General features: G+C 54.8%; 20 protein-coding genes. 6 read left to right on the plus strand and 14 right to left on the minus strand.

Annotated elements, in window-relative coordinates:
• Positions 1-97 precede the first annotated feature (97 nt).
• Together ACR0AO_RS21955 and ACR0AO_RS21960 are read left to right on the plus strand one after the other, a co-directional pair.
• Positions 98-3,466, plus strand: a complete 3,369-nt coding sequence (locus ACR0AO_RS21955) for a DEAD/DEAH box helicase family protein (protein WP_480608535.1) — start codon at positions 98-100, stop codon at positions 3,464-3,466.
• Between the two features lie 148 nt (positions 3,467-3,614).
• Positions 3,615-4,774 (plus strand): IS3 family transposase gene (locus ACR0AO_RS21960; protein ID WP_480559386.1). Its coding sequence is split into 2 segments (ribosomal slippage): positions 3,615-3,864 and positions 3,864-4,774, totalling 1,161 coding nucleotides; the frame shifts between segments, so codons are not numbered across the junction.
• Between the two features lie 138 nt (positions 4,775-4,912).
• On the opposite strand, the gene ACR0AO_RS21965 is transcribed toward ACR0AO_RS21960, so the two are convergent.
• The 6 genes from ACR0AO_RS21965 to ACR0AO_RS21990 all read right to left on the minus strand — a co-directional run bounded on the left by ACR0AO_RS21965 (position 4,913) and on the right by ACR0AO_RS21990 (position 14,366).
• Positions 4,913-5,695, minus strand: a complete 783-nt coding sequence (locus ACR0AO_RS21965) for a hypothetical protein (RefSeq protein ID WP_480608536.1) — start codon at positions 5,693-5,695, stop codon at positions 4,913-4,915.
• A gap of 241 nt (positions 5,696-5,936) precedes the next feature.
• A complete protein-coding gene (locus tag ACR0AO_RS21970; protein ID WP_480608537.1) occupies positions 5,937-8,873 on the minus strand; it encodes a VPA1269 family protein in 2,937 nt (978 codons plus the stop codon).
• A gap of 41 nt (positions 8,874-8,914) precedes the next feature.
• Positions 8,915-10,420 carry a tyrosine-type recombinase/integrase gene (locus tag ACR0AO_RS21975; RefSeq protein ID WP_480608539.1) on the minus strand — a complete coding sequence of 502 codons (1,506 nt, stop codon included), beginning with the start codon at positions 10,418-10,420 and terminating at the stop codon, positions 8,915-8,917.
• Between the two features lie 1,045 nt (positions 10,421-11,465).
• Positions 11,466-11,675, minus strand: a complete 210-nt coding sequence (locus tag ACR0AO_RS21980) for a BCCT family transporter (protein ID WP_480608561.1) — start codon at positions 11,673-11,675, stop codon at positions 11,466-11,468.
• The gene (locus tag ACR0AO_RS21985; RefSeq protein ID WP_480608541.1) at positions 11,676-11,843 is read right to left on the minus strand and encodes a hypothetical protein; all 168 of its coding nucleotides are present in this window, start codon (positions 11,841-11,843) and stop codon (positions 11,676-11,678) included.
• Between the two features lie 63 nt (positions 11,844-11,906).
• A complete protein-coding gene (locus ACR0AO_RS21990; protein ID WP_480608542.1) occupies positions 11,907-14,366 on the minus strand; it encodes a CoA transferase in 2,460 nt (819 codons plus the stop codon).
• Between the two features lie 111 nt (positions 14,367-14,477).
• Here ACR0AO_RS21990 and ACR0AO_RS21995 point away from each other — a divergent pair, with 111 nt between their 5' ends.
• Positions 14,478-15,413 (plus strand): LysR family transcriptional regulator, encoded by a 936-nt coding sequence (locus ACR0AO_RS21995; RefSeq protein WP_480608544.1) that lies wholly within the window; start codon positions 14,478-14,480, stop codon positions 15,411-15,413.
• An 89-nt stretch (positions 15,414-15,502) separates the two neighbouring features.
• Here ACR0AO_RS21995 and ACR0AO_RS22000 read toward each other — a convergent pair whose 3' ends face one another.
• The gene (locus ACR0AO_RS22000) at positions 15,503-15,814 is read right to left on the minus strand and encodes a non-heme iron oxygenase ferredoxin subunit (RefSeq protein ID WP_480608546.1); all 312 of its coding nucleotides are present in this window, start codon (positions 15,812-15,814) and stop codon (positions 15,503-15,505) included.
• Positions 15,815-15,908: 94 nt separating this feature from the next.
• Between ACR0AO_RS22000 and ACR0AO_RS22005 the strand changes: the two genes are divergently transcribed.
• Positions 15,909-16,055 (plus strand): hypothetical protein, encoded by a 147-nt coding sequence (locus ACR0AO_RS22005; RefSeq protein ID WP_480608547.1) that lies wholly within the window; start codon positions 15,909-15,911, stop codon positions 16,053-16,055.
• 72 nt (positions 16,056-16,127) lie between these two features.
• Here ACR0AO_RS22005 and ACR0AO_RS22010 read toward each other — a convergent pair whose 3' ends face one another.
• On the minus strand, positions 16,128-16,871 hold the full coding sequence (locus ACR0AO_RS22010) for a 3-methyl-2-oxobutanoate hydroxymethyltransferase (RefSeq protein ID WP_480608563.1): 744 nt from the start codon (positions 16,869-16,871) through the stop codon (positions 16,128-16,130).
• Between the two features lie 9 nt (positions 16,872-16,880).
• A complete protein-coding gene (locus ACR0AO_RS22015; RefSeq protein ID WP_480608549.1) occupies positions 16,881-17,039 on the minus strand; it encodes a hypothetical protein in 159 nt (52 codons plus the stop codon).
• A gap of 436 nt (positions 17,040-17,475) precedes the next feature.
• Here ACR0AO_RS22015 and ACR0AO_RS22020 point away from each other — a divergent pair, with 436 nt between their 5' ends.
• Positions 17,476-17,637: a hypothetical protein gene (locus ACR0AO_RS22020; RefSeq protein WP_480608551.1), complete on the plus strand. Its 162-nt coding sequence runs from the start codon at positions 17,476-17,478 to the stop codon at positions 17,635-17,637.
• 266 nt (positions 17,638-17,903) lie between these two features.
• On the opposite strand, the gene speB is transcribed toward ACR0AO_RS22020, so the two are convergent.
• From speB to ACR0AO_RS22040, 4 genes are all read right to left on the minus strand, one after another.
• Positions 17,904-18,869, minus strand: a complete 966-nt coding sequence (gene speB, locus ACR0AO_RS22025) for an agmatinase (protein ID WP_480608553.1) — start codon at positions 18,867-18,869, stop codon at positions 17,904-17,906.
• A gap of 22 nt (positions 18,870-18,891) precedes the next feature.
• Positions 18,892-20,172 carry a TRAP transporter large permease gene (locus ACR0AO_RS22030; protein WP_480608554.1) on the minus strand — a complete coding sequence of 427 codons (1,281 nt, stop codon included), beginning with the start codon at positions 20,170-20,172 and terminating at the stop codon, positions 18,892-18,894.
• Positions 20,169-20,774, minus strand: coding sequence for a TRAP transporter small permease (locus ACR0AO_RS22035; protein WP_480608556.1), 606 nt, complete (start codon positions 20,772-20,774; stop codon positions 20,169-20,171). Before ACR0AO_RS22035 ends, ACR0AO_RS22030 begins: the two co-directional genes overlap by 4 nt.
• 81 nt (positions 20,775-20,855) lie before the next feature.
• Complete coding sequence (locus ACR0AO_RS22040) at positions 20,856-21,872, minus strand: TRAP transporter substrate-binding protein (RefSeq protein ID WP_480608558.1); 1,017 nt, start codon at positions 21,870-21,872, stop codon at positions 20,856-20,858.
• Between the two features lie 136 nt (positions 21,873-22,008).
• Between ACR0AO_RS22040 and ACR0AO_RS22045 the strand changes: the two genes are divergently transcribed.
• Positions 22,009-22,902, plus strand: a complete 894-nt coding sequence (locus ACR0AO_RS22045; RefSeq protein WP_480608559.1) for a LysR family transcriptional regulator — start codon at positions 22,009-22,011, stop codon at positions 22,900-22,902.
• Positions 22,903-22,919: 17 nt separating this feature from the next.
• Here ACR0AO_RS22045 and ACR0AO_RS22050 read toward each other — a convergent pair.
• Positions 22,920-23,061, minus strand: a 142-nt coding sequence (locus ACR0AO_RS22050) for a transposase (protein ID WP_480608565.1), incomplete at its 5' end; no start/stop codon positions are given.

A 23,061-nucleotide genomic window follows, 5' to 3' on the forward strand; every position in this document is an offset into this window, starting at 1 on the left:
GTTTTCGGAAATCGAATGTTTCTGCCGATGATGTCTTGAAGGACGGTGCGCGCAGTATCACTATTAGACTAAACGTCCTTAAACTAAGACTTGTTCCTTGTTTTCACTCCCAGATTGGCTGCGCTCCAAGCCAAAGCAACTCACCGAAGCAAATCAAAAGCCCGCAAGCGAGCTTGATGCCGAACCGGTTGCGAAGGTCGGCACCAATATCGACCGGCCGGTCATCAATCTTTATCGACCCCATATCACCTCTGGGGATTGTCTGATTGTCACCGGGTATCAGGATTTCTTGTCTTCACTGTCGATTTTGATGAAGGAATTGCCCGAGCTGAGGGATCCGGAAAGTGACAGCGACATCCGGATCCGAATATCGTTCGGGATCGATACGGCGAACACCAAACGTCTAACCAACCCCAAACCGGTCACCGAAGAAATGAAACTCTACTGGCTGGCGCGCTCCGGGCTTCAAGTGGAGGAGGATCACGATCTCATCGCAGTGCTGGCAAAACACGCCATCAAAACCGGGAAAATAGATTTGCGTGTTTTCGATCCAGAGCTCGCCAAACGCAAGTTGGGGATATCTGGGGATCGACGGCTACACTCAAAAATCGTCTGCTCACCAAAAGGTGCCGTCGCCGGGTCCGCAAACTTTTCCTACTCAGGGCTCTACAAAAACATCGAGTATGCCGATGACCTGGATGCGGGCACTCATGAACTTCAGGTCGAACGCACAGAAGCCGCTGAGCAGGCTTGGGATGTGTCTGTCGATTGGAATACCGAAGCGCTGGAGATACTCGAAAAGCTTATCAAACCGGTGACCGCTGAAGACGCGATGGCGCGAACTATCTCGGAGCAAAAGGGGTTCGAACCCTGGCTCACCGGAGACCGAAAAGATATCACGAGCCACACGCTGTTTGGGTATCAACAGGAGCTGACCTATGAGGCGTGTTCCATCGTCTATGACCATGGGATCGCCTTCGTAGAAGCGCCAACCGGTTCGGGAAAGACAGAGATCGGCTGTCACCTGGCTGAAGCATTGTCAGAAACATTCTCAGAAGTCGTGCCCCGCTCCCCGGTCCATGGCGTTGCGCGAAAAAATGCAGCTGTAATTGCCCCGCCCAAAGTTATTCCCAGTTGGCGCAAATACTCGACAAACTCGCTCCAACCTGTCGCAAACAGCAAACTTGCCAAACAACACCTCCGCGGCGCTGGCGATGAAGAAAAATCTGGGCTCAGGCTCGATCAGTTTGGCATTCTGATAATCGATGAAAGCCACACTGTGACACCGGGCTTTGAACAAGCATCTCAAATGGCCTCAGCCATCGAACTTGCCCCGCCAAGCTGGAACGTCTGTCTGTCGGCGACTCTGCTCGGGAACCGCGATGTCGACTGGTTGACCCATATGCAGGAAAAGCGAGCGTCCATTTTCATGACTCCGCATTTCATTCAGGCCATGGGTGAATTGTTCGAGCGCGAAACCCAAGTTCCTAAGGATATCTTCAACCAGGATGCGCAACTGGCCGTCCTGTCAGAACCTGACACGACGCTCACGCGAGAGGCTCGCAACGCACTCGCTCAGTTGGTTTCGCCGTTTTTGACACGCAGACAACGGAAATGCATTGGCGAGGACGAAGATCCGACCAAGCACAGTTACCCAAGACTAGAAAACCACGGGCGCCCGAAGAAACTTAAGGTGACAAAGCCTCAGCAAACGCGCCTGGATGAGATTGTTGCTCTCTGCAAAGAACTTGCGCCTGGCGGTAGGGTGACCGCAGTCGAGAAAAGCCGCTTCGGACACGTCAGCACGCAACAAAGCACGCAGGATCAGCTCTACATCCGAAACCTTTTGAACATTCTGCGCGTAAGTGCTGCCCAAGCCCATTGGGAGATGTCTCATGGAGCTATTGGCAAATCGCTTCGCGACTTCGAGCGTGGTCGAAAATCGAAGAAAAAGGTATCCCACCGCGACCAGTCCGACATGTTCGTGGCACTGGGAATAGAAGCGCCTGAACCCACAAAGAAATGCGACGCTCTAAACCAAAAACTGGGTCTCAGTGTTCTCAAGGAGCTTGATGAGAAGCGGTATGAGGCGTGCCTGAGAATACAAAACGAAAAAGACAGGGTCGTCTTTCTCGCAGAACGGACGGACACACTCGAGATTTTTGCAGAAGCGCTGTCGCGCAGAGGCCACCACACCAACTATGTCGTGGGAAACCAAACCAAGGGTGAAGATCGCGCCGTGAAGGCGATCTTTGGAGATGGCCCCGACAGTTTCAAGCGTATCAAACAGGGCAAGTCCGTGGAGTCTTACTTCCGACCTGGAGGAAAGAACGAACCAAAAGGATCTGCATCGGTTTTTCTGACTTACAAGATGGCTGAAGGCATCAACCTTCAGTCGTCAGACACGCTGGTGTTGCTTGGTCTGACCTCGAACCTGAAAGAGCTCATCCAAGGTCTGGGTAGGATCGACAGGATCGATAGTGAGTTCGGGGTCGTCAATTACCACCTTGTTGATGTGCCAGTAGGTCAGTTTGCATCCGACGAAAAAATCGCCCAGCGCATAGAGAACTACAAAACTTTAGCTGGGGAGGCGCTACTCGACGCCGTCTTAGAAGAAAGCACCGAAGACGCAGAACTGATCCTCGATAGTGTTGTTGAATATCTGCGATCCCCGCGGCGGCTTCGCGACAATAACTTTCACGACGTGCTGGAGCGCACCAAGCAAACAATCCCCGAAAACCGCTACAAACTCATCGACAAGGCCAAAATCCGGGGCACCTGGGGCGCCGAGTTGGCGCTCCTATCGGCCCGTGAGAAATTCACGGCCCTGCATCTCAAGGGACTTGGCAAGAGCAATAGCTTCTTTCCGCCTCGCCTGCTGCTTCTAAAGGATACTGCGCCAGGCCTGATATTGGAACGCGACCAGCTGGCCTGTGTCCAAACTCTGGAGACTGCATACGAACGGACCAGAAGCCTTGGCATGGAACACGCCCACATGTCACTGGAAGATCTCTCTGAAGCGCTAGAGACGATTTCAGAGCAGATCGGCAAGCTGACCGAGTGGGACTTACGCCCGGCGCGCGTTGAGAGCCTCATGAAAGCCTGCGCCGAGTTCATGGGACGCAAAGGTGGTGTCGAACTAAGTGATCAAGAGTGGTTTGGGCATCTGTCACTGCCGGCCGTGGAAATGGTGTGCGAGGCGTGGAGCCGTGAGCTTGATCCCTTCTGGGAACAAGCAAAACACGAGGTGCGTGACAGCTTCGCCTATGAGGATCTTCCCAAGGGGTACATCGCGCTTCAGGTTATCCTGGAAAAGCTCGAAAGCGATCATCAGGCGTCCGCTGAGATCCATGAAATGATGGTCCGGGTCATCGAGGAAGCTGAGCAGGTTTCACGCAACCACGAACATGCAATTGGACAGCGCATTTCAGTGGTGTTCTTTTCGGATGGTACAGGCGAGCATTAGGCAGCTTCAGACAGCAGCGAAACGTAAACAAACCCGTCTTGCTCGTCTAGAGGCAAAATCATGGTTCGCATCATGTGAACTGACCTGCTCCCCGAAACTTCCCTCGTTCTGATGTAGAGTTTGCTCAACCTTTCGAAGGAGCAAACGAATGCGAAAGAGCCGTTTCACCGAGGCGCAGATTATCGGGATGATCAAAGAACAGGAAGCCGGAATGCCGACGGCGGAGGTGTGCCGCAAGCACGGCCTCAGCCAGGGTACGTTCTACAAATACAAATCGAAGTATGGCGGCATGGAGGTGTCGGATGTCGCCAAGCTGCGGTCGCTGGAAGACGAGAACGCCAGGCTCAAACGCCTGCTGGCCGATACGATGCTGGACAATGCTGTTCTGAAGGATCTTTTGGGAAAGAACTGACGACGCCAACCGAGCGGCGGGGTGCGGCGCTCAGGGCGATGCGGGATCATGACATCTCGCAACGCCGAGCGTGCAGGCTCGTTGGTGTCGATCCCAAAACTGTCAGGCGTGAACGCCCGCCCGACAATCCTGAGATCAGGAAGGAGATGAAGGCCGTCGCTGCCAAGCGGCGCAGGTTCGGCTATCGGCGGATCGGCGTGATGCTGGAACGCAAGGGGATGATCATGAACCACAAGAAACTCTACCGGCTCTACACGGATGAGAAGCTGGGCGTCAGGCGGCGAAGGGGCCGCAAACGGGCCCGTGGCTTGCGGACACCGATGCCGGAGGCGCTGAGGCCGGGCGAACGCTGGTCGCTCGACTTCCTGTCCGACACGTTCGGGGCATCGCGCCGGTTCCGCATTCTGGCCGTAAACGATGATTGCTGCCGTGAGAACCTGTGCCTGATGGCCGATACCAGCATCTCGGGCGCACGGGTGGCACGGGAGTTGGACGCGCTGGTGCGCATCTATGGCAAGCCCGCCAGTATCGTCAGTGATAACGGCACCGAGTTCACCAGTCGGGCGATCCTGAAATGGGCGAACGAAAACGGCGTGGACTGGCATTACATCGACCCGGGCAAGCCGCAGCAGAACGCCTTCATCGAGTCATTCAATGGCAGCCTCCGGGACGAGTTGCTGAACGAGGAGATGTTCGACAGCTTGGAAGATGCGCGGCGAAAGCTGGCCCTCTGGCGCTACGACTACAACAACGTCAGACCGCACTCGTCGCTCGGAAACCAAACACCCGCAGAAGCGCGCCGGACGCTTGAGCAAAATGAGGGCTCCGCGCCCGGCGCGCTTGCCCAAACCAAAACCGAAGAATATGAAAACCAGACCCGCAGACTCTCGTTATGAACGAGGGAGCCTCGGGGGGCAGGTCAGTGGCGGCAAGGTTTGGCGTCCTGAGGCGAAGGCCGTCGAGACCGACTAACCACCCGTAAAATCTACGTCCGCTCTGGGCTGCGATCTGTCGCCGACGTGGTATGCAGAAGCTTACCCAGAAATGGCGCGGATCAACTTTCTGAGCACCTCTTCCAGCCCGGGTTTGGAAATACGCACTTCTTTTCTTCTGGAAATGGCTGGAAGTGTAACCCTTAACGTGCCTACATCATCAAAGCGTAGTTGCCGACTTTTTAAAGATCCATTCTCCAAAAAGTCTATGAGGACACTCAATTCGTTTTCCACCAAAACATCGCCGAGTTTTCCAATCGGGTTGGTAGTACACTGGCTCTCTGCGGGTTTAAACTGTTCGCCGAACATGGACGCAGATAGCAATGGCAGATTGGATATCTTGCGGAAATTGTTGTTTTGGTTCAGCAAGTTTTTCACTCGACTCTGGAGCAACTGAATCTTATATCGAACCTGATTGTCATTGATTGCCCCGAGTTCATCATTGCTCAGAAATGCCACACTCGTGCTGGGCGGATGACTCACATTAGGTTGAGCTGATTTTCGTCCTGAAGAATCTTCTATGATCCTTTGAATCTCAGCGTATTTCTCGACAATTCGACGCTGAGGTCGATATGTTCTTTTGCCAGTCGTCGCATCTATCTTAGAATTTGAAAAACTAGCCGCTGAAATTGCTAGCCCCGAATTCGTAGCAAGCCAACTTCTGACGCTTTTTGCAGTGACGACACCACCAGCTTCCAACAAAGAATTGCACGCCTTGTCTATTAGATAAAGTCTGTCAGCGAGGTCTGCACGGGCGTCTTTAGCAAGTGCCTCAGTGAAATTCTGAGCTTGCATTAGCATTTGATTTTTCAATTGCTTTCCCATTATTTCCTCCGGAGTAAGGCAGGCGACGCGCCTGTTAAAAAATACGCATAGAATAACCTGGCTTTACTGGTTGATTTTTCTCTTGCGGTTGCTGCGTTACAAAGAGCGACCTTCCTAGATTCATGAATTTGACCTTGCTAGTGCGGATGCCAAAGGCAGGTATCAAAGGACGCGGGCCTTGCAACTTCACACGTGGGTAGCGAGCTGGACGATGTGATGCTTGATGTTTTCGGTCCCTCATTCAGTCTGAATGGTCCTCGATGCTTAAGGTGGCCTTTTCGATTTCGACTTGAAAATCTCGGTGCTCAAATCCAAGTTCTTGGAGAGTTTGCGCGCCGCTGATAAGTAGTTCTGTTTCGCAGGCTCCTACTTTGCGCAGGAGCCACTCGCTCGCGGCATCTGCTGCGCGCTTTTTTTGCTCCTTCGTCAATGTCATCATCGACAAGGGAGTTAGGGAGTTGTGATACAATATCGCGTCTATGTACCTTTCCCTTTCAAGCTCGAAACCTTCATCCTTAAGGATTGGGTAAATTCTGCTACCTTGCAGAACAGAGTCGATGAGTTCGAACCTGGTCCCCTCCCTGTATTCACCAAACCTGAATGGAGTTTCTGACACGAGTATTGGAAGGTCTTGATCGTCTGTTGAAGACTGAAGCTTCTTGATGCCTTCAATTAGCCTGTCAGCCGCATGCATAGTGTTGAGTATGAAATCCAGGTTTTCTGCATCCCTTTCCACAGAAGATTCAAGCTGTGAAATGGCTCTGTTCAACTCCAAAGGTACAGCGGCTATTCCTTTTGACTTACAAATTCTGGCACGCTCGGTTTCCAAAGAATCTAGGTGCTCAGAGTCGTCATTGTGTTTTTGGCTCAAAGATTGGGAATCGGCCGATAACTTCTGCTGGTGCAGGACAAGTGGCACAAGCCATGGTTCTCCAGTTATGAAGTGTCGACACCTTAGACAGTTTTTTGCACCACCTGGAACGGCTTCGGTTCTGCCGCTACCTAAATCAATTCCGTCATCACACCTTGACCCGGCAAACGGGCAGATACCAAGACCTGTGTCATGAAACAACTCGGTCTGTATTTTTCCTTCTGCCACCTTTTCTAAAGTGTAGTTTTCGTTCGCTACCGCCAATTGGCTGGCCTGCTGAAAGTTCATCTCCCGCAGGTGTCGAACAAATTCTTTAGAAGCATTGGCTTCAATTCTTAAACGTGCTTCGTCCAGCAAATCGGTTACGTGAGAGCTCGTGTACTTCAGGTAGTATATCGTCATCAGTATCGAGGCGTGACCTGCGACCAGCTTCGAGAGAATTTCAATAGGCACACCAGCTTCTGCGAAAGCGGTAAGCCCAGAAACCCTCAATCCGTGTACAGGGTAAAATGTAGTCGCCGGCCCTCCCGAAGTATTTCGGGATCTAATTATAATCGTTTCGTCACCTCGATCTCTTAGACGCTTCTCTAACTCGTCCATTAGAAGGCGCCAGAAGCTATAGATACGGTTGTCGGTGGGCGGGGAAACACGATTTTCGGCCCCATTCATGTCACGAAACAAGTAAAACCGATCCGGAATTTGTTCGACGACCATTTGCGGCGGAGCATCCGCCCCCATAGAAGACATAACGTCGGAGTAGGGTGTTGGGACGGGCAGTGGATTGTGTTTTTCCTGCCAACGCCGAAGCTCATCGAATATTTTGATCATCGGCGTGTATTTCCATGGGACGTAGTATCCCGACATTTCGCCAAAGCCATGCTGCCTATCTGAAGTTTTGTTCGTTGAAACGTAGAAGCAGAAATCATTGTACTTCGAATTGAGAATCCCGCGGGCTTTCCGCTTCGCGGTAATGTCGTTTTCCCAGTAGTTTGCACCGGCTGAACGGTTTTTCACCCAAGTGCCGGACTGGACGTTGTAACGAAGTGCATCACCTTCGCCGGAATCCAGGCACTTTACTTGTATCTTTCGCCAAGGCAGTTCGGTCATAGTATAGATTAAGTACGCGACGACGGGGTTCCAAACCTGCTTAGCGTTGCCGTTCACGTTGATTGTGACATAGTCTGCTTGCTGTGATTTTGGCCATGCCCAGTTGTCTTCAGTAAGTATCTGTTGAACTATTCTGACGAGCCGCCTGGGTAGGAACGCAGATGTAGTCTGTGTGGGTTTGCCCGCAGAAACTGCCTTCGCCCGGTTTTCAAATTGCTTTTTTTCTAAGTTCGTCAACAAGGCATGGCCGTAACTTATCCGGTCTTCCCCTTCGACAACGACCATGTTTTCTTCGATGAACCAGTCCACCATGTCTGTCATGTAGTTAACTATTGGAACCATTTTGCCCATCAGGGTTCCACCGCCGCATTTGATTACATGATCGACCCAACTAGGCGAGGTGCGAGGGGAAGACAAAAACACTTCTGGATCGCTTCGCACGTCGTCAGGGTAGAAATCCAACCAACAAGCAAAGTTCAAAAACGCGTTGTTGCTGTACTTAGTGGTCTTGGCCAGTCTTGGACCCGAACGATACTCAGTGAGAATCTCCACCCATTTTACTAAGTTCGGCGGAGGGTTGGTTATACATTCAATTGATTTGCCAGTATTGCGCCCGACCGCCGCGCGGCGTTTCACTTTTACTGGCTTGTCGTAGCCGTAGCTCGTCGGAAAGTTGGCGTTTAGGTATTCAGCTAATTTAGAGAACCCTCGCTTGTGCTGCTCGTTGAAATTGAGAGTAGACTTCCACTGGGTGTCGGGGTTTTTGAACTGAAGAACAAAATTTGTCCAAAACTCTTCTGAGATGCCAGAAATGGAAGAAAGCGTGGTGGAGAAATACAAAGAATGCAAAATACGGCGTACGTATGGGTGAGTGCTTCTCGGAAGGTCGGTTTGGTGTAAATAGGAGTTAACTCTATCAAAGTCTGCCGGAAATACATCGACGGTATCCGCGAAAATCTTAGATGCTTGTGCATTTTTGCGTGCAACGTCAAAGGCAAATCTGAGTGGAAATAAAATGCTACCATTGCCGGCGATACTTAGTATTTCTGCGACCAGGGATGGGTCTGCGGCGGTTTCGAATTGTTTTGTCAGTGCTACAATCTTGCCAACAGTAGCGCCATCGAGTTTCCCATGTTGCAAGCAACAAAAATTGCCGATTGAACCGTTGATAAGACACCCATTGATTTCGATTGCCGCCATCTACCGACGCTCCTTCAATTAACAATTGACTAGTAGCCGTTTCAATTTGGGTTTGGGCTAAGTGCTTGAAACTCTGTTTTGGCTTTGCTGAGAGCAGCATTCACCATTTCCCATTCGGGCTCGGTGTAAACTCGCTGGCTTTCGATATGACGGTGGTGCATTGCCTTCTTGATCGCCTGCGGAACAATGCCCGCGTTCACAAGCGTTTGGGCATATGCATGTCTTAGTGCGTGGGGAGTCGTGCCAAGTTTTTTGCCTCGTGGAATGGGTTCCACGAACCTTGCTTCAATACGTCTTAAGGCACGCTCCCAAGCTCGTTCGAAAGCTGAGTATGAATAGGGATTTCCAATACACGACTGTCCCGAGGAGTGATCTTCTCCTTTGGCGACAAACAGAAATGGGTGCGGACATTCACCTCTAGCAACCCGCATGCCAACGAGTCTGCGCCGATAGTCCAAGTAGGCGTTGTAGTAGGAAGAAAACAGTTCTTCGAGTGAGGTATGGAAAAAGAATGCTTCAGTCTGGTTCGTGCTTGGATCTAAGTCCAAATTTTTCCAGTATGCTCGCAGTGATTTCTCAGCGGCTTCTTTTCGCGGCGGTAATCCCAACCTATCGAGGAACTGGCGCCTAGTTCCTGTCTCACCAACAAGGAAGGTTTCTGCTTGGTCAGGATGGCGCAGCATAGGAACGCAGCGCTCTTCTTCACCAAAGGTAAGATAAACCACGTCGTTGAACCAAAGTTGCAATGGTTCGGACAACCTTAGGCCTGCACCCATTAGTAGTAGAAAGATCATTTTTGCCGTAACGTCTTCGCGGTCGAAGAGGTTTTCGGCAGACTCGTTCTTTACAAATCCAACTTCCAGCAATCTGACGATTAGCTGGGGGTTCATTCGTTTTACAGTTCTTTGCCCAGAAGCAAGTTTTTCGAGCCCCAGTGACTCCCTCGATAATCTGCGCAGTTTCGCTGCTTCCTTGTCATCGTTTTTTAGATGTCTCAGAAAGCACTTTTCGTGCCGCCTTCTGGCGCCGACCAGAAATCGAACCAACTCGCCGTCATTACGAGGCTTGGAAGAAAAAGAACGTGCCAATTGCTTGAGGGGGTGGTCATCTCTTAGGTCACTTAAATTGTGTAGGATTCCGTCGACAAAATGATCTAAGTGTCGAGCTAGCTCACAAACGACCTTGGGTGACATCGGCGCCCAAAATAAACCCGTCTTGTCGACACCGTCTTTGTTGATTGTCCCTCTCTGGACCGCCCGAATGAATGCCTTGCACGCGGCTGAGTGCACGTTTCGTACGCTATTACTATCGTTGAACTCATAGACAGAGCAAAAGTCGAAGAAGAGACCGATTGCTCTTGCAGATCGACGCTTCCACCCAAGGCTCTTGTCCTGGTTGTCTGCAAAGTAATCTAGGAGCGGTTGGAACACTCTTGGGTTTGTCTCATCAAAAAGCCAAAGAACGGGCGTGATTGGGTGAGATTTGTTCTCTGGTTTGTGGATCAGCACCGCGTGGTGCCTGCCTGAGATCTGATCAATGTTTTTCAATTCACTTACCCTGCCAGTTTGACTTTCAGCTCAATAGGATTTCTCCAACTAGCCGAGCACAGGCGTTAATTTCTGCCAACGTATTGTTTTTTATTAATAATAAAGGATAGATTTGAAAAATTGTCGCCGATTTTCCATTTTTCAAGAATAGATAGAAGAACTATCCTTGTGTCCGCTACTACCTCCCAAAATCGAATTTGGTTCGATGAGGTTGATGATTCGTTTGAAGAGCTTTCGCCGGTTTGCCCATTGTCTTGCGGTGCCGTTCCCTTCGAGTGGTATACAAAGATGAGTTTGCGAGTACGGGTCCAAGTATTCAGAGAAGAAACTAGGTCTGGGTGCACTGGGCAATATGGGAGCAGGCTCACTTTGCACGCAGGTCGCACCCGGCCTGCTTCGCTTGAGCTACGCGGGGCTCCGCTCAGCAGGCCTACAATCGAATGTTGCTTCACTGGTTCTATGACTTCGAAAAGAAGTTCTGAAATTGGTGATGTGGTAAAGGGGGTGGATTCCAAAAAATAGTCGCGAAAATTTTGGTTCAGAAGTGGAAAAATCAAAGTAATGGTGGGAAGTGGTGAGTTCCTTTAGGGGGTAAATTGAGCACCTGACTTCTAATCAGGATGTTGGGGGTTCGAGTCCTCCCCGGGTCGCCAGAATATCTCTATTAAATCAACGACCTATGTGAGGTTTGCGCATTGGAATCGTATTCCAGGCACGCGCGCCCGGTGATTCCGGTCCAATCGTCGTTCATGATGCGTTACCTTGAACTGCTGAGCAGCTTCTCGCGTTCTCTGCGTCGCCGCCTGGTATTCAGGAGACCAATGAACGGGCAACATGATGCGCCCCCGGCTTGACCACCTCGCAAAATCGCTACGCGTGACTGCACGACGCGACATTCGCCTCAACGGACCCAAGAAAGAGCTAATAGTCGGAGACCTGGCGGGCGCAGACTTTGTCGACCGCTTGGCAGTAGGCTGCGACGCGGTGTTGCACTTGGGCGGCGTATTGGTCGAGCAACCTTTTGAGCCGGTTTTGCAGGGTAATATCATCGGCATCTACAGCCTGTACGATGCTGCTCAAAGGGCGGGCCAGCCGAGCGCGTCGCGCCGTGCTGCTCCGCTCGATTGCCGGCGAGCTCGAGGCAATCGTCATCCCCCAAACGGAGCGAGCCGTATTTCGAGAACATCAGGAAAAAGCAGAGCAGCATGATCCCGGCCACGACCGAGATGTAATACCATCTCAGGCCGCTCTCCAGTCAGGACCGGATCGACGGGTAGGTACCGCCAGCAAAATCCACGTTCAGGATCGTGAAAATCACGAAAGCGGCGATCATCGCCTTTGAAGCCATGCCCATTCCGGGGTGCAGGCCGGTAAAGAAACCTGACTTGGCCACCAGATGGGCATTGGGGTTTTCGTCGGACATATGGGTCCGCCTTCATTGACGAAATGAAGGCGGATTCTCCAGACCCCCCCATTGCAGCCCGACCTATTCGGGTAGGTACTTTTCGGACCAGCTGGTGCCCGCTGCGCCGCGCGCAATCATCTGTTCGACCTGCTCTTTGTCGTATCCGATTCTCGTCAGAATGCTGGCCGTATGCGCTCCGTATTTGGGCATTGGTCCGGGAATGGTGATCCGGCCCGTTGTCGGCCGCACCGCGTTCGGCGCAACCAGATCGCACCACCGTCCCATAGGGTGCTGATCGTGGCGGATGACGCGGAACGTATCATTGGCAATGTCGATGTCGCCCGCGCTTTCCAATTGCAGAGCCTTGTCACGGGTTTCAAGCAGCGAAGCCAATGGGACCACCGTACTTGCCCCAGTAAAGGTCTGTTGCCAGTACGAAAGCGGTTTGAGCTTGAAATGCTCAGCCAGTGCATCGTGCAGGTCCTCTGTGTCCATGTCAGCAAGGTCGGAGAGTTCAGGAATACCAGCCAACACCGCCCGCCCTTCGGTCGGGGCAGCGAAGAACATCCACTGATCTTCGGCCTGATAGCAGTGATAGAACGGGCCCCAGCCCAATGCCTTTCGCCCCGAAGGTTCGTCAAAAGGCGCGCGGCCGTCGAAATCATACATGAACTGCGCCTGAATGAGGTTGCCAGCCCCCGCCAGTGATGCCCGCGCGATACCACCCTGCCCTGTTTCGCGCAACCGCAGCAGCGCCCCGCCAAGGGCAACACAGGCACAGAACCCGGTCAAAACGTCGATAGTGCCGAAATGCGCGTGTTCTTCGGGTGTTTCCATGCCGCCGCCGAACCGCACCATGACCCCGGTCGCGGCCTGTGCCAGGTCGTCATAGCCCAGATGATCGGATTTCGGCCCGCGCATCGGCCCGCCAAAGGCATCCAGTTGCACCAGAATGAGCCGCGGGTTGATCGCAGCCAGACGATCCGGCGCAAGGCCCAGCTTGTCGCGCTGTTCATCGGTGGCGTTCATGGTGATGACGTCGGCCTGCGCGATGAGTTTGGCCAGCGCCTCCTGCCCTTCTTCGCTGCGCAGATTCAGCAGGATGCTTTCCTTGCCGCGCTGCGCATGGATGCCGAAGACAACCGTGTTCCACGGGTCAACCGACGGCTCGACCGGCTGGACCAAGGTCACCTCTGCCCCAAATCGGGCCAGCGTCGAGCCAATAGTTGGGCCTGCGATCACATTGGTCAGGTCCAGAACCTTCAGCCCGTCCAGCCAGCTGCCGGTGCCGGCATTCCCACCGCTGCGCGGACTGTCGGCCAGTAGCGTCGCAAGATCTGCCGCGACCGGACCGGTTTTCACCGCTGCCTCGGCGTCCCCCGACAGCCAGGCTACGTTGCCCATTTGGCGCATCTCGCCGTGGCGCGCGTCCTCGACCCGCAGCACCAGACCCGAGGCCAGCGCATGGCGGTCGGCCAGCCATTCCTTGCTGAACCGCTGCGACGTGGCCGGGGCCTTGGCGGTGCCGAACAATTCCTCCCATTCATGGGCGGGACGGGTCAGAAACGCCTCTTTCATGGCCGCAGACACCCGCGCCCGGTCCGATGGCCCCACGGGATAATTGCGCATCGACCATTCGGCAGGCCAATCCTGCGTATCCAGATAGGCCGAGAAATCCGGCAACTTATCCGCCAGTCCCTTGAGGCCCAGGGTTTCCAGAACGCGGCGCGGATGCGTGGCGACCGATCCAGACACCACATAAAAGCCGCGCCCGTCAGCGCAGGTATAGGTTCGGTAGAACGGGTCAAGGAATTCTGAAAGCTCGTGGAATTCCAGATTCATCGGCAGGCCTTCGGCGGCGCGCCGGTCCAGTTCCACCTCGCGCGGGGATTTATAGCGTTCGGGGTAATCCTCGATCTGCTCGCAATTGTAGATCAGACCCTCCAGCAGGGCCGAGGCCAGAGGCACCTCAATATGGTCGCCACCGTTGCGGTCCCGCGCGTTCAGGGCGAAAAGCACCGCCATCGCCCCGAAACTGGCACCATAGGCCGAGGCCAGGGTCAGCGGGGTAAAGGACGGGTTGATCCCCATCAGCCGCCGGTTCAACCCCATATCGGTGAATTGCCCGGTATAGGCGGCAATCACCGCCTCCCATGCGGGCAGATCAGCAAGCGTGGGATCGGTCGAGGCAAAGCCGGGCATCGACAGATAGATCAGTTGGTCATTCACAGCCCGCAGGGCATCGGCCCCCAGCCCCAAACGGTCCATTACGCCGGGGCGGAAATTCTCAAGAACCACATCGGCGCGTTTTGCCAGTTCAAGGGCGGTCTCACGGCCCTCATCCGACTTGAGGTCCAGCGTCAGCACCTTTTTGCCGCGCGAGATCATGTCAAAGGCCGGATCATCGAAGGCGGGGCCACCGGGTGGGTCGACGCGGATCACCTCGGCCCCCATATCGGCCAGCATCATGCCAACCAGCGGCGCGGCAAGGTATTGCCCGAAATCAAGGACGCGGATGTGGGAAAGAGGACGTTCAGACATGTCAGACCTGCGCTAATTTTTTCGTATGGGCGTTTCGTTCTCGTGGAACCTACGCACGAACATAGAAAATGGACACTGGTCTAAACCTGATGCGCTCCCTAATGTTTTGTTATGGAAAGACTGATACGACCCATCTCCGGCTCGCTGAATGCCTTGCTGGTCCTTGAAGTGGCGGTTCGCCATTCCAGCCTGTCGCGCGCGGCAGAGGAACTGGGGCTGAGCCAGCCTGCGGTTTCGCGCCACATCACGACGCTGGAAGACCGGCTTGGCCAGCCCCTGTTCGAGCGTAACAACAACCAGATCACCCCGACGGCGAACGCGGCACGACTGGCCGATGCCATTGCGCTGGGGTTCGGGCATGTGGATCAGATCTGGGCCGAAATTCTGACCCCCCGCGACCGGAAAGAGGTTACTCTGGCTTGCACGTTCGGCTTTGCCGATCAGTGGCTGATGCCGCGGTTTTCTGATCTGCGGCACCATCTGGGCGACGGGCGCGTTCGAGTGGTGACGACCGATCAGTTGGGGGATATTGACCTCAGCCGGCTGGATGCCGCGGTGGTATGGGACCCGTCGCGCCAGCCGGACCGCCCCTGCTTTCCGCTGATTCCGGCGGAAACCTTTCCCATTTGCAGCCCTGGGTTCCTCGAAGCGCACCCCGAAGTAAAAGAGTCCATATCCAAGATTTCTGCAAATCTGTTCCTTCATTTCGACATTGGAGAGTCGGGATTTATGACCTGGGACAAGTGGTTCGCTCAGGCTCGGCTCGAACCGCCTGCCTTTGGGCGATTTACGGCGTTCGATGCCTACCCTTTCCTGCTGCAATCCGTTCGCCGCGGAGAAGGTATCGGCCTTGGCTGGCGCGGCCTCGTGGATCAGTCGTTGGCCAAAGGCGAGGTGCTGCGCCTTGGGCCGACCGTCTCGGATCGGGCGGTGTCCTATTATCTTCAGCATCGCCCGGTTCGCAACGAGGGCAGTGTTCTGGGGCGGATGCTGCAGTGGTTTGAACGTGCAGCATCCGAACGGCGGACAATTCAGCGACCCTTATGAATCACCAATCATGGTGGTTCGCTTTTAGCCTGATGGCGCCTTTTTTTTATGTTTGGAAGATTGAGGCGCCGTATTCCATCAGAGGGGTGTCAGCCAAGTTTGACAAAAACCTGCCGCCCTTCGATCTTGACCGGATAGGTTCTCAGGTCTTCGGTGCATGGGGCCGACAGCGCCTTGCCTGTGCAGATGTCAAACCGGCCCCCGTGCAGAGGGCATTCAATGACGCAATCGATGACCAGGCCGTCTTCCAGATGCTGCTCTTCGTGCGTGCAATGCCCGTCGGTGGCAAAGAACCCTTTTTCGGTGTTGTAGATCGCATAGGTCTGACCACCATGATCCCAGCGGATCAGGTCTTCTTCATCGACGTCATCCGTGCTGCACGCCTGTACCCAGTTGCTCATGTGCCTAGACCTCTTTTGTCATTGGTTCTTCTTCAAAGGGATATCGTGAGAGGGTGTGCATCTGGAACACGACGCAGTTGCGCACGCCGGTCAAATGGCGGATCGAAAGCGGCTGAACCAGAATGACCGCATCAAGGTCTTACGCCCTGATCTGTTCGCGCAGCCGGTTCTGACGATACCGGCGCATGCACGGCACGTCGATCAACCCTTCCGTATCGACCGCCTGCATCGGAGGATGTGATCCATGCCGCCGGTTCAAGCGTCAACGGCTGGGGTTTCGCCGCAAAAGCCTGTCTGTAGTCGGTTCCGTCGTTCATTGGTGGGTCGGCGTCCAATTATCGAGGGCCTCGAGGAACTTATCTTTCTCGCCCGCATGCATCGAGATATTGGTTTGCGGGTAAGGGAAGTTACCTGCCGCGACCTCGCGGTGGAATTCGCCCAAGGCTGCGACACGTTCGTCGTGTATCTGCTTGTGCAACCGCCCGACCTGGCCAAAAGCATGGGCGTGTTTGGGCGGCTTGTCCTCTTCACTGGTCTCGCCGCAGACATCGGCCAAAAACGAGAAAATGGCATCTCCGGCCATGCCCGATCCCAGCGAGAAGGTGACAACCGTGGTCTTGTCGTTCACCGCCTCAAGGACCTCTTCGGCGATGCATTCGGCCTCGACGGCGAAAACGCCGACATCTTCCATGCGCTTCAGCGTCGCCCAGATTTCCATCGCTTCATCCGCCCTACGGCCAAAGGCCCGCAATCCGCCGCAATGGTGGCTGAAGGTGGGGATCAGACCGTGTGAATGATACAGGATCTGCACACCGGCCTCGCGCAGGAACCCGTCGGCGACCTCGCGCCAGACCAGCGGGTCATGGGTGACGGTAAAGGTCTTGCCATAGCGCTGCGGTCCACTGACGCCATTGCGGCTTTCCAGAGCGGCGCGGAATTTCTCGGCCCAGCCAAAGACCGCCTGCTCGGGCGCGGCCTTTTCGTTTTCGGTCGACAGGAACATACCGCAAATGGTGCCGGACAGGCCCGCCACGGCACCGCCGCCGCAAAAAACCACACCGTTCAATCAGAAAACCGAACGCCCCTTGCGCCCCATCGTTTCTGCCGCCGCAACACCAGCGGCCCCACCGCCAACAACGACAACGTCGACATCGGCGAACACAGGAAGATTGCTTTGCGGTGTTTCCTTGCAAGTGCTCTGCCACTGCGATTCAAGGCTGGCCAATTGCGGTCTCCTCTTCATCTGACATGCCAATGGGTGAAGGGCGATTTTGGCGCATTAGTTGATATATCTATTGCTTGTCATAGTTGGGCTACGCGCAGGAAGAAAACTCAACCTCACCCCCCGCATCCGAAGGCGCGCAAATGACTGAAATGATAGAAGATCGTTTTGGTAGGATCGAAAGAATCCAGGTCCATGTGGTCAAGACAGGAATTTCCAAATTCTCATGGTCGCCCACCATGCCCGCATTGCTGACGACAAATACAATCGCCAGAATCACCACCTCAGACCGGTACGAGGGTGCCGGCGACGTGTTTTCCTGCACCGAGCATGATTTCGACCGGGCCGTGGCCGAAGGGATGCGCCCGCTGCTAAAAGGGCTGCCGGTCCGCGCGGCGCGAAGACATCTGGAAATGGATGCAGCTGCGACTACTTCGAAATGCCCGTCCCCTACGCAGACTTCCAGGTCGACGCGCTTGGTCGGTTCGAGGTCGATCGCGAAGGCTACGTCAACGCATCCGGTGGCGCAGGCTTGGGACTTGATATCGACTGGGTCGAAGTCGAAAACATGTTAATCCGCAAAATCAACGTCCATCAATAACCCATTCATGGCGGGGTCGAAATTTTGCTTTGGCCTCGCTTTAAACATGCTTTCAGTCGGCATTTCGGAACTGCCGCTGAGCGCCTTCGACAGGATCGTTCAATCGGAGCAATACTTCTGGAATTGAACACCGATCAATTCGGCGGCCAGCGTCATCACCGAACCATCTGGAGCGTACCTGTCCGATTTGTTCCGACACGAAGCGCAAGATTACCCCGTGCCGGAACGCCGTGGCATTGAAGTGAAACAACGCCGTGGGAGGGAGCTTATTTTTTGTTGTGGAAGATGAAGCCGATGAAATTCAGCAAAAGCTGGGCAGCCAGAATCTGCGTGCTTTCGGTCGAGTCATAGGCCGGTGCGACCTCGACCAGATCGATTCCGACCACATCGCCGCGCTTGCTCAGCCCCTGCAGGATTTCCAGCACGTCGTAATACTGGAACCCGCCATGGCTGGGCGTACCGGTGCCCGGCGCGATCGAGGGGCAGAAGGCGTCGATGTCGATGGTCACATAGTAACGGCTGCCTTCGGGGATACGGTCCAGTACACCTTGGGTGCCCAGCTTGCGCACCTGCCGCACCGACAGGATGTCGGAGCCGCGGGCGCGGGCATCGTCATACCCCTCTTTCGCGGTCGAGGACACGTTGCGGATGCCCAGCTGCGTCATGCCCGTGACATAGTCCTTTTCGATGGCGCGGCGCATCGGGTTGCCGTGGCCGACGGTGACGCCGTGGCGCTCATCGACGAAATCCAGGTGCGCATCGATCTGGATCACGTGGATCGGACCGTTTTCGGCGCAATCCTCGGCAAAGGCGTTGATGCAGGGGATGTTGACCGAATGGTCGCCGCCGATGGTGACCGGAATGGCGCCCGCGTCGAGGATCTTTTTGACGCCGTATTCGATATTGGCGTGGCTTTCCTCGGTTTTGGTGTGGATGATGTCGGCGTCGCCCAGATCGACAATGCGGACGTCCTCGCCCAGATATGTGGCGTCATCCTCGTGATCGTATGCCCCGGCGTGGCCGAAGCTGAACAGGGTCGATGCCTCGCGCACCGAGCGCGGGCCGAACCGCGCGCCAGAGCGGAACTGGCAACCGAAATCGAACGGTGCGCCAAGGATGGCAACATCGGCTTCGATCTCGTCCCAGTTCTCGACATAGGGTTTCTTGCCAAAGGTTGAGATGCCGACAAAGGGCAGGTTCAGACGACCAGCTTCGTAACCATGTCCCGACATGAAATTCTCCGTTTCTTATGGTTCAGCGATAGGCCAGTTCCGGAAGGAACAGCGCGATTTGGGGAAAAGCTATCAGCAAGCCCGTTACAATCAACAGAATGATCAGGAACGGGGGAACGCCGCGCACCACCTCGACAAAGGGGCGACGGAAGACGGCTATAGCGGTGAACAGGTTGCAGCCGAAGGGCGGCGTTGCGGCGCCGATGGCGACTTGCAACGTGATCAGGACGCCCACCAGCACCGGGTCAAGCCCGCTGGCTTTGATCATCGGTGCAAAGATCGGTACCAGGATCAGGATGACCACAATCGAATCCACGAACATGCAACCGATAAAGAAGGCCACGTTGATCGCCAGCAGCACCATCAGCGGGCCAGCCTGTTCCAGCCCCAGCGCTGCGATGATAGTCTGCGGTACCTGTGCAAAGCTGAGGGTCCAGCTAAACGCCGCGCCTGCCGCGATCAGGATGAACACGACTGAGGTGATGGCGCCCGTGGACAGAGCGATATCGAACAGATCGCCTACTTTGATCGAGCGGAAGATCACCACCTCCAGCACGACGGCATAGAGCACGCAGATCGCCGCCGCTTCTGTGGGTGAAAAGATACCCCCATAGATACCGCCCACGATGATGGCAGGAAAACCCATCGGCCACAGGGCCTTGCGCAGGGCAGTGAACCGTTGTCCCCAGCCCTCGCGCGGCAGCACGGGGATGTCGTGGCGATAGGCATAGACCATGCAATAGGCCGAGAAAAGAACCACGATCAGCAATCCCGGGAGAATGCCCGCGATAAACAGTTGCGAGATCGAAGTGCCCGAAACAACGCCATAGATAATCATACCGATGGAGGGTGGGATCAGATAGGCCAGATCGGCGGCGTTCACGATCAAACCGATCGAAAAACTGTCGCTGTAGCCGGATTTCAGCATCCGGGGCCGCATTGCCCCACCGATCGCCACAACGGTCGCCTGGGTCGAGCCGCAGACCGCGCCGAACAATGCGCAGGCCGAGGTGACTGAGATGGCCAGGCCGCCCTTGATATGACCCATGAAACTCATCACCAGATCAATCAGCCGGTTGGCGGAATGCCCCCGGGTGATGATATCGGCGGCCAAAATGAACATTGGCACCGCGATCAGCGCGGCAGGTTTCACGCCCCCGATCATCTGCTGGATCAGGATCTGCATGTTCATGTCGGGGAAATAGACGAGGAACCCCAGTACCGCCGCCGAAATCAGCGGCATTTTCATCGGAAAGCCTGCCAGCAGCAGGACGATCATGACGATCAGCATCAACTCGGTCATTTGCCCGCCTCCTCGGATTCTTCATAGCGTTGGATCGCCGCAGCGGTTTCGGGGTCTTCGTAGCTGTCGACCTCGAGGTACGAGACATAAACCTCTTCCTCGGCGAAATTCAGATTGCGGATTGCCGTCAGCAGGTATTGGAAAGACGCAAGGCTCAGGCCAATCACCACCCAGACGTAGGTCAGATAAAGCGGCATTTGCAGCGCCGGGGTGATCCGCCCGCGCGAGGCAACTTTCTGAACGTATTCCAACGCGTACCAGGCCAGCACCGCCATGACGACCGCCGTGGTTGCCGCAATGACGACCATCAGGCCCTTGCGCATCTTGATCGGAAGCGCGTCATAAATGGCGGACATTCGGATGTGTATGCCTTTACGGGTGGCGTAGCCCAGCCCCATGAAGGTGACGATCACGATCAGAAACTCGTTCAGTTCCTCGGAAAAATAGATGGACTGGTTGAACACATACCGGCCAAAGACGTTGGCGATTGTGTTCACGGCCATCAGGATGATCCCCCAGCTCAGGATCCAGACTTCGATCCGCCCGATGACGGCGTCTATCTTTCCCAAAAAGCCGAAGGGAGTGGAAGTACCGGTCTGCATGGTTTCCCCCCTTTGGTAGACCTCACGCGCAACATTGCGCGTGAGGCAGTGGTTATGATTGAGCGGTGGTGGAGCCCGGGATCAGTTGCCTGCCAGTTCAGACTGAAGCGCGTCCAGCAGTTCCTGACCACGGTCGCCAACGATCTCAACATAGGCGGCAGAGGTGTCGGTGCTCTGAGCGCGGAAGACGTCACGCTCTTCCTCGGTCAGAACCACCAGGCCGATGTCGGGCTTGGCTTCCTTGATGATGTCCAGACGCTGCTGGTTGAAGTCGGTGACGACACCATCGATGAAGCCGGTCATGTCGGCCATTGTGTCGCGCACCAACTGCTGACGCTCGGGGCTGAGGGTTTCGAACCAGTCCGAACCCGCGACAACGGTGGTCACCAGCTCCTGCTCACCAGCCCAGATCAGGTGGCTGGTGACTTCGTAGAACTTCATTTCTTCGATGGTCGGGATCGGGTTGACCTGACCGTCAACGGCACCCAGCTGCAGCGCGCCGAACACTTCGCCAAACGGCAGCGGCGTCGGGCTGGCGCCCATGTTTTTGTAGGTTTCCAGCAGGATCGGCGACACCATCACCCGCATCTTGAAATTGTCGAAATCTTCCGGGGTGCGGATTTCGCGGTTGGTGGTCCAGACCTGCGGGCCTTCGGAATACATGGTCATGACTTCCAGGCCACGCTGGCGGAAATCGTCGTTCAATGGACCGTAGATGGTTTCCGAGCTGCTGAGGATATTCGAAATCGCCGCCGGATCGGACGGCAGAAGGTAGGGCAGCAGAAACACCTGGCTTTCGGGAACAATTGTACCCAGGTTGCCGATCGAAACGTTGGTGAATTGGATGATGCCATCGGCGGCCTGTTCAACCGTTTCGGTCGGGGTTCCCAGCGTGCCCATTGGATAGACCGTCACGGTCACTTCGCCGTCGGTGGCCGCTTCGATGCGCGATTTGAATTCCTGCGCGTAGGCGTCCATGATCGAGCCCGGAATCTCTTCGATTGCAAACTTCCAGTCCTCGGCCAAGGCCGCAAGCGGCGTCAGGCCGAGTATCGCAACGGCTGCGGTCGTCTTCATCGTTTTGAAAGAGAATGTCACGCGAATGTCCTCCCATTTCGCTTTGCTTGTCACTTCTGGGCAGGATCACATCATGGAATCTTTCATGAAAAAATATCATCTTGCTAATGTTAACATTCAGAGTTTTTATGTATTGACCCAGCATCAGGACTAACAATTGAAACTGCTTAGAAATACACTTCTCGAGACATTTGTGGCGGTCGTGGATTGCGGAGGTTTCACTGACGCACAGTTTGCGTTGGGCATCACTCAATCCGCGATCAGCATCCGAATCCGCGATCTGGAAACCGCGCTCGGTTATCGCGTGTGCGAACGCGGTCGTGGCGGATTCCACCTAACGGAACGGGGTGAAATCGCCTATGGTAAAGCTAGGGATATCCTGCGCAGTGCACGTGATTTCGACGCAGAACTGTTGGAACTTCGCGGTACTATTACCGGCGACCTGCGTATCGGAATCATCGATGCGGTGAACACGCTTTCAGACCTGAAACTGGCTCAGGCGATCAAACGGTTTCTAGATCGACCCAACGAAGTCCGTCTGGAAATCGTTGTCGCTTCTCCAACGGAGCTGACGCAGAAACTAATAACCGGCGAACTGCACGTCGCAATCGCGCCCTTTCGCAATCAGGTTGCTGAACTGACCTATACTGAGCTGTGTAAGGAAGAGCATAGGTTGTATTGCGGCCGCGACCATCCGCTGTTTGAATTGCACAATGACAAGATCGATCTCGATCTCATTTCACAATACCAAATATGCCAAAGATCCTACAATACACTGATGTCTCCGCAACTCCAATCCAATGAGCCGAAAGCCGTCGTGGCGAACATGGAAGCGATGGCGACACTGATCGAAACCGGCCACTATCTGGGACCGTTGCCAGTGCATTTCGTGGACAGTCGCCGGCAGAACGGCGCACTCAGAGAGCTTGCGCCAAGCCGGTTGCATTGGTTTTCGAATTTTTTTTTGGCGACCCGACCCACCAACTTGCACAGACGTGCGGTTGAGCTCTTTGTCAATGACATCCTTCAGCTATGCGAAGCAACCGGCTGAGGCCTTAGGCTCAGGACTCATAGCCAATAGATAACGAGTGCTGCGCGGGCGATTGCTGACAGGAAGATCTTCGGGCACCTGTCGTAGCGGGTTGCCACACGCCGCCAATCCTTCAACCTGCCGAACATGATCTCGATCCGGTTGCGCCGTTTGTAACGA

It is taken from the genome of Ruegeria sp. AF8 (genome assembly GCF_056541825.1).

Excerpts from the sequence above, each read along its gene's own strand:
- ACR0AO_RS21965 (WP_480608536.1), bottom strand. The coding sequence starts at position 5,695 with ATGGGAAAGCAATTGAAAAATCAAATGCTAATGCAAGCTCAGAATTTC.
- ACR0AO_RS21970 (WP_480608537.1), bottom strand. The coding sequence starts at position 8,873 with ATGGCGGCAATCGAAATCAATGGGTGTCTTATCAACGGTTCAATCGGC.
- ACR0AO_RS21985 (WP_480608541.1), bottom strand. The coding sequence starts at position 11,843 with ATGTCCGACGAAAACCCCAATGCCCATCTGGTGGCCAAGTCAGGTTTC.
- ACR0AO_RS21990 (WP_480608542.1), bottom strand. The coding sequence starts at position 14,366 with ATGTCTGAACGTCCTCTTTCCCACATCCGCGTCCTTGATTTCGGGCAA.
- ACR0AO_RS21995 (WP_480608544.1), top strand. The coding sequence starts at position 14,478 with ATGGAAAGACTGATACGACCCATCTCCGGCTCGCTGAATGCCTTGCTG.
- ACR0AO_RS22000 (WP_480608546.1), bottom strand. The coding sequence starts at position 15,814 with ATGAGCAACTGGGTACAGGCGTGCAGCACGGATGACGTCGATGAAGAA.
- ACR0AO_RS22005 (WP_480608547.1), top strand. The coding sequence starts at position 15,909 with ATGGCGGATCGAAAGCGGCTGAACCAGAATGACCGCATCAAGGTCTTA.
- ACR0AO_RS22020 (WP_480608551.1), top strand. The coding sequence starts at position 17,476 with ATGCCCGTCCCCTACGCAGACTTCCAGGTCGACGCGCTTGGTCGGTTC.
- speB (WP_480608553.1), bottom strand. The coding sequence starts at position 18,869 with ATGTCGGGACATGGTTACGAAGCTGGTCGTCTGAACCTGCCCTTTGTC.
- ACR0AO_RS22030 (WP_480608554.1), bottom strand. The coding sequence starts at position 20,172 with ATGACCGAGTTGATGCTGATCGTCATGATCGTCCTGCTGCTGGCAGGC.
- ACR0AO_RS22035 (WP_480608556.1), bottom strand. The coding sequence starts at position 20,774 with ATGCAGACCGGTACTTCCACTCCCTTCGGCTTTTTGGGAAAGATAGAC.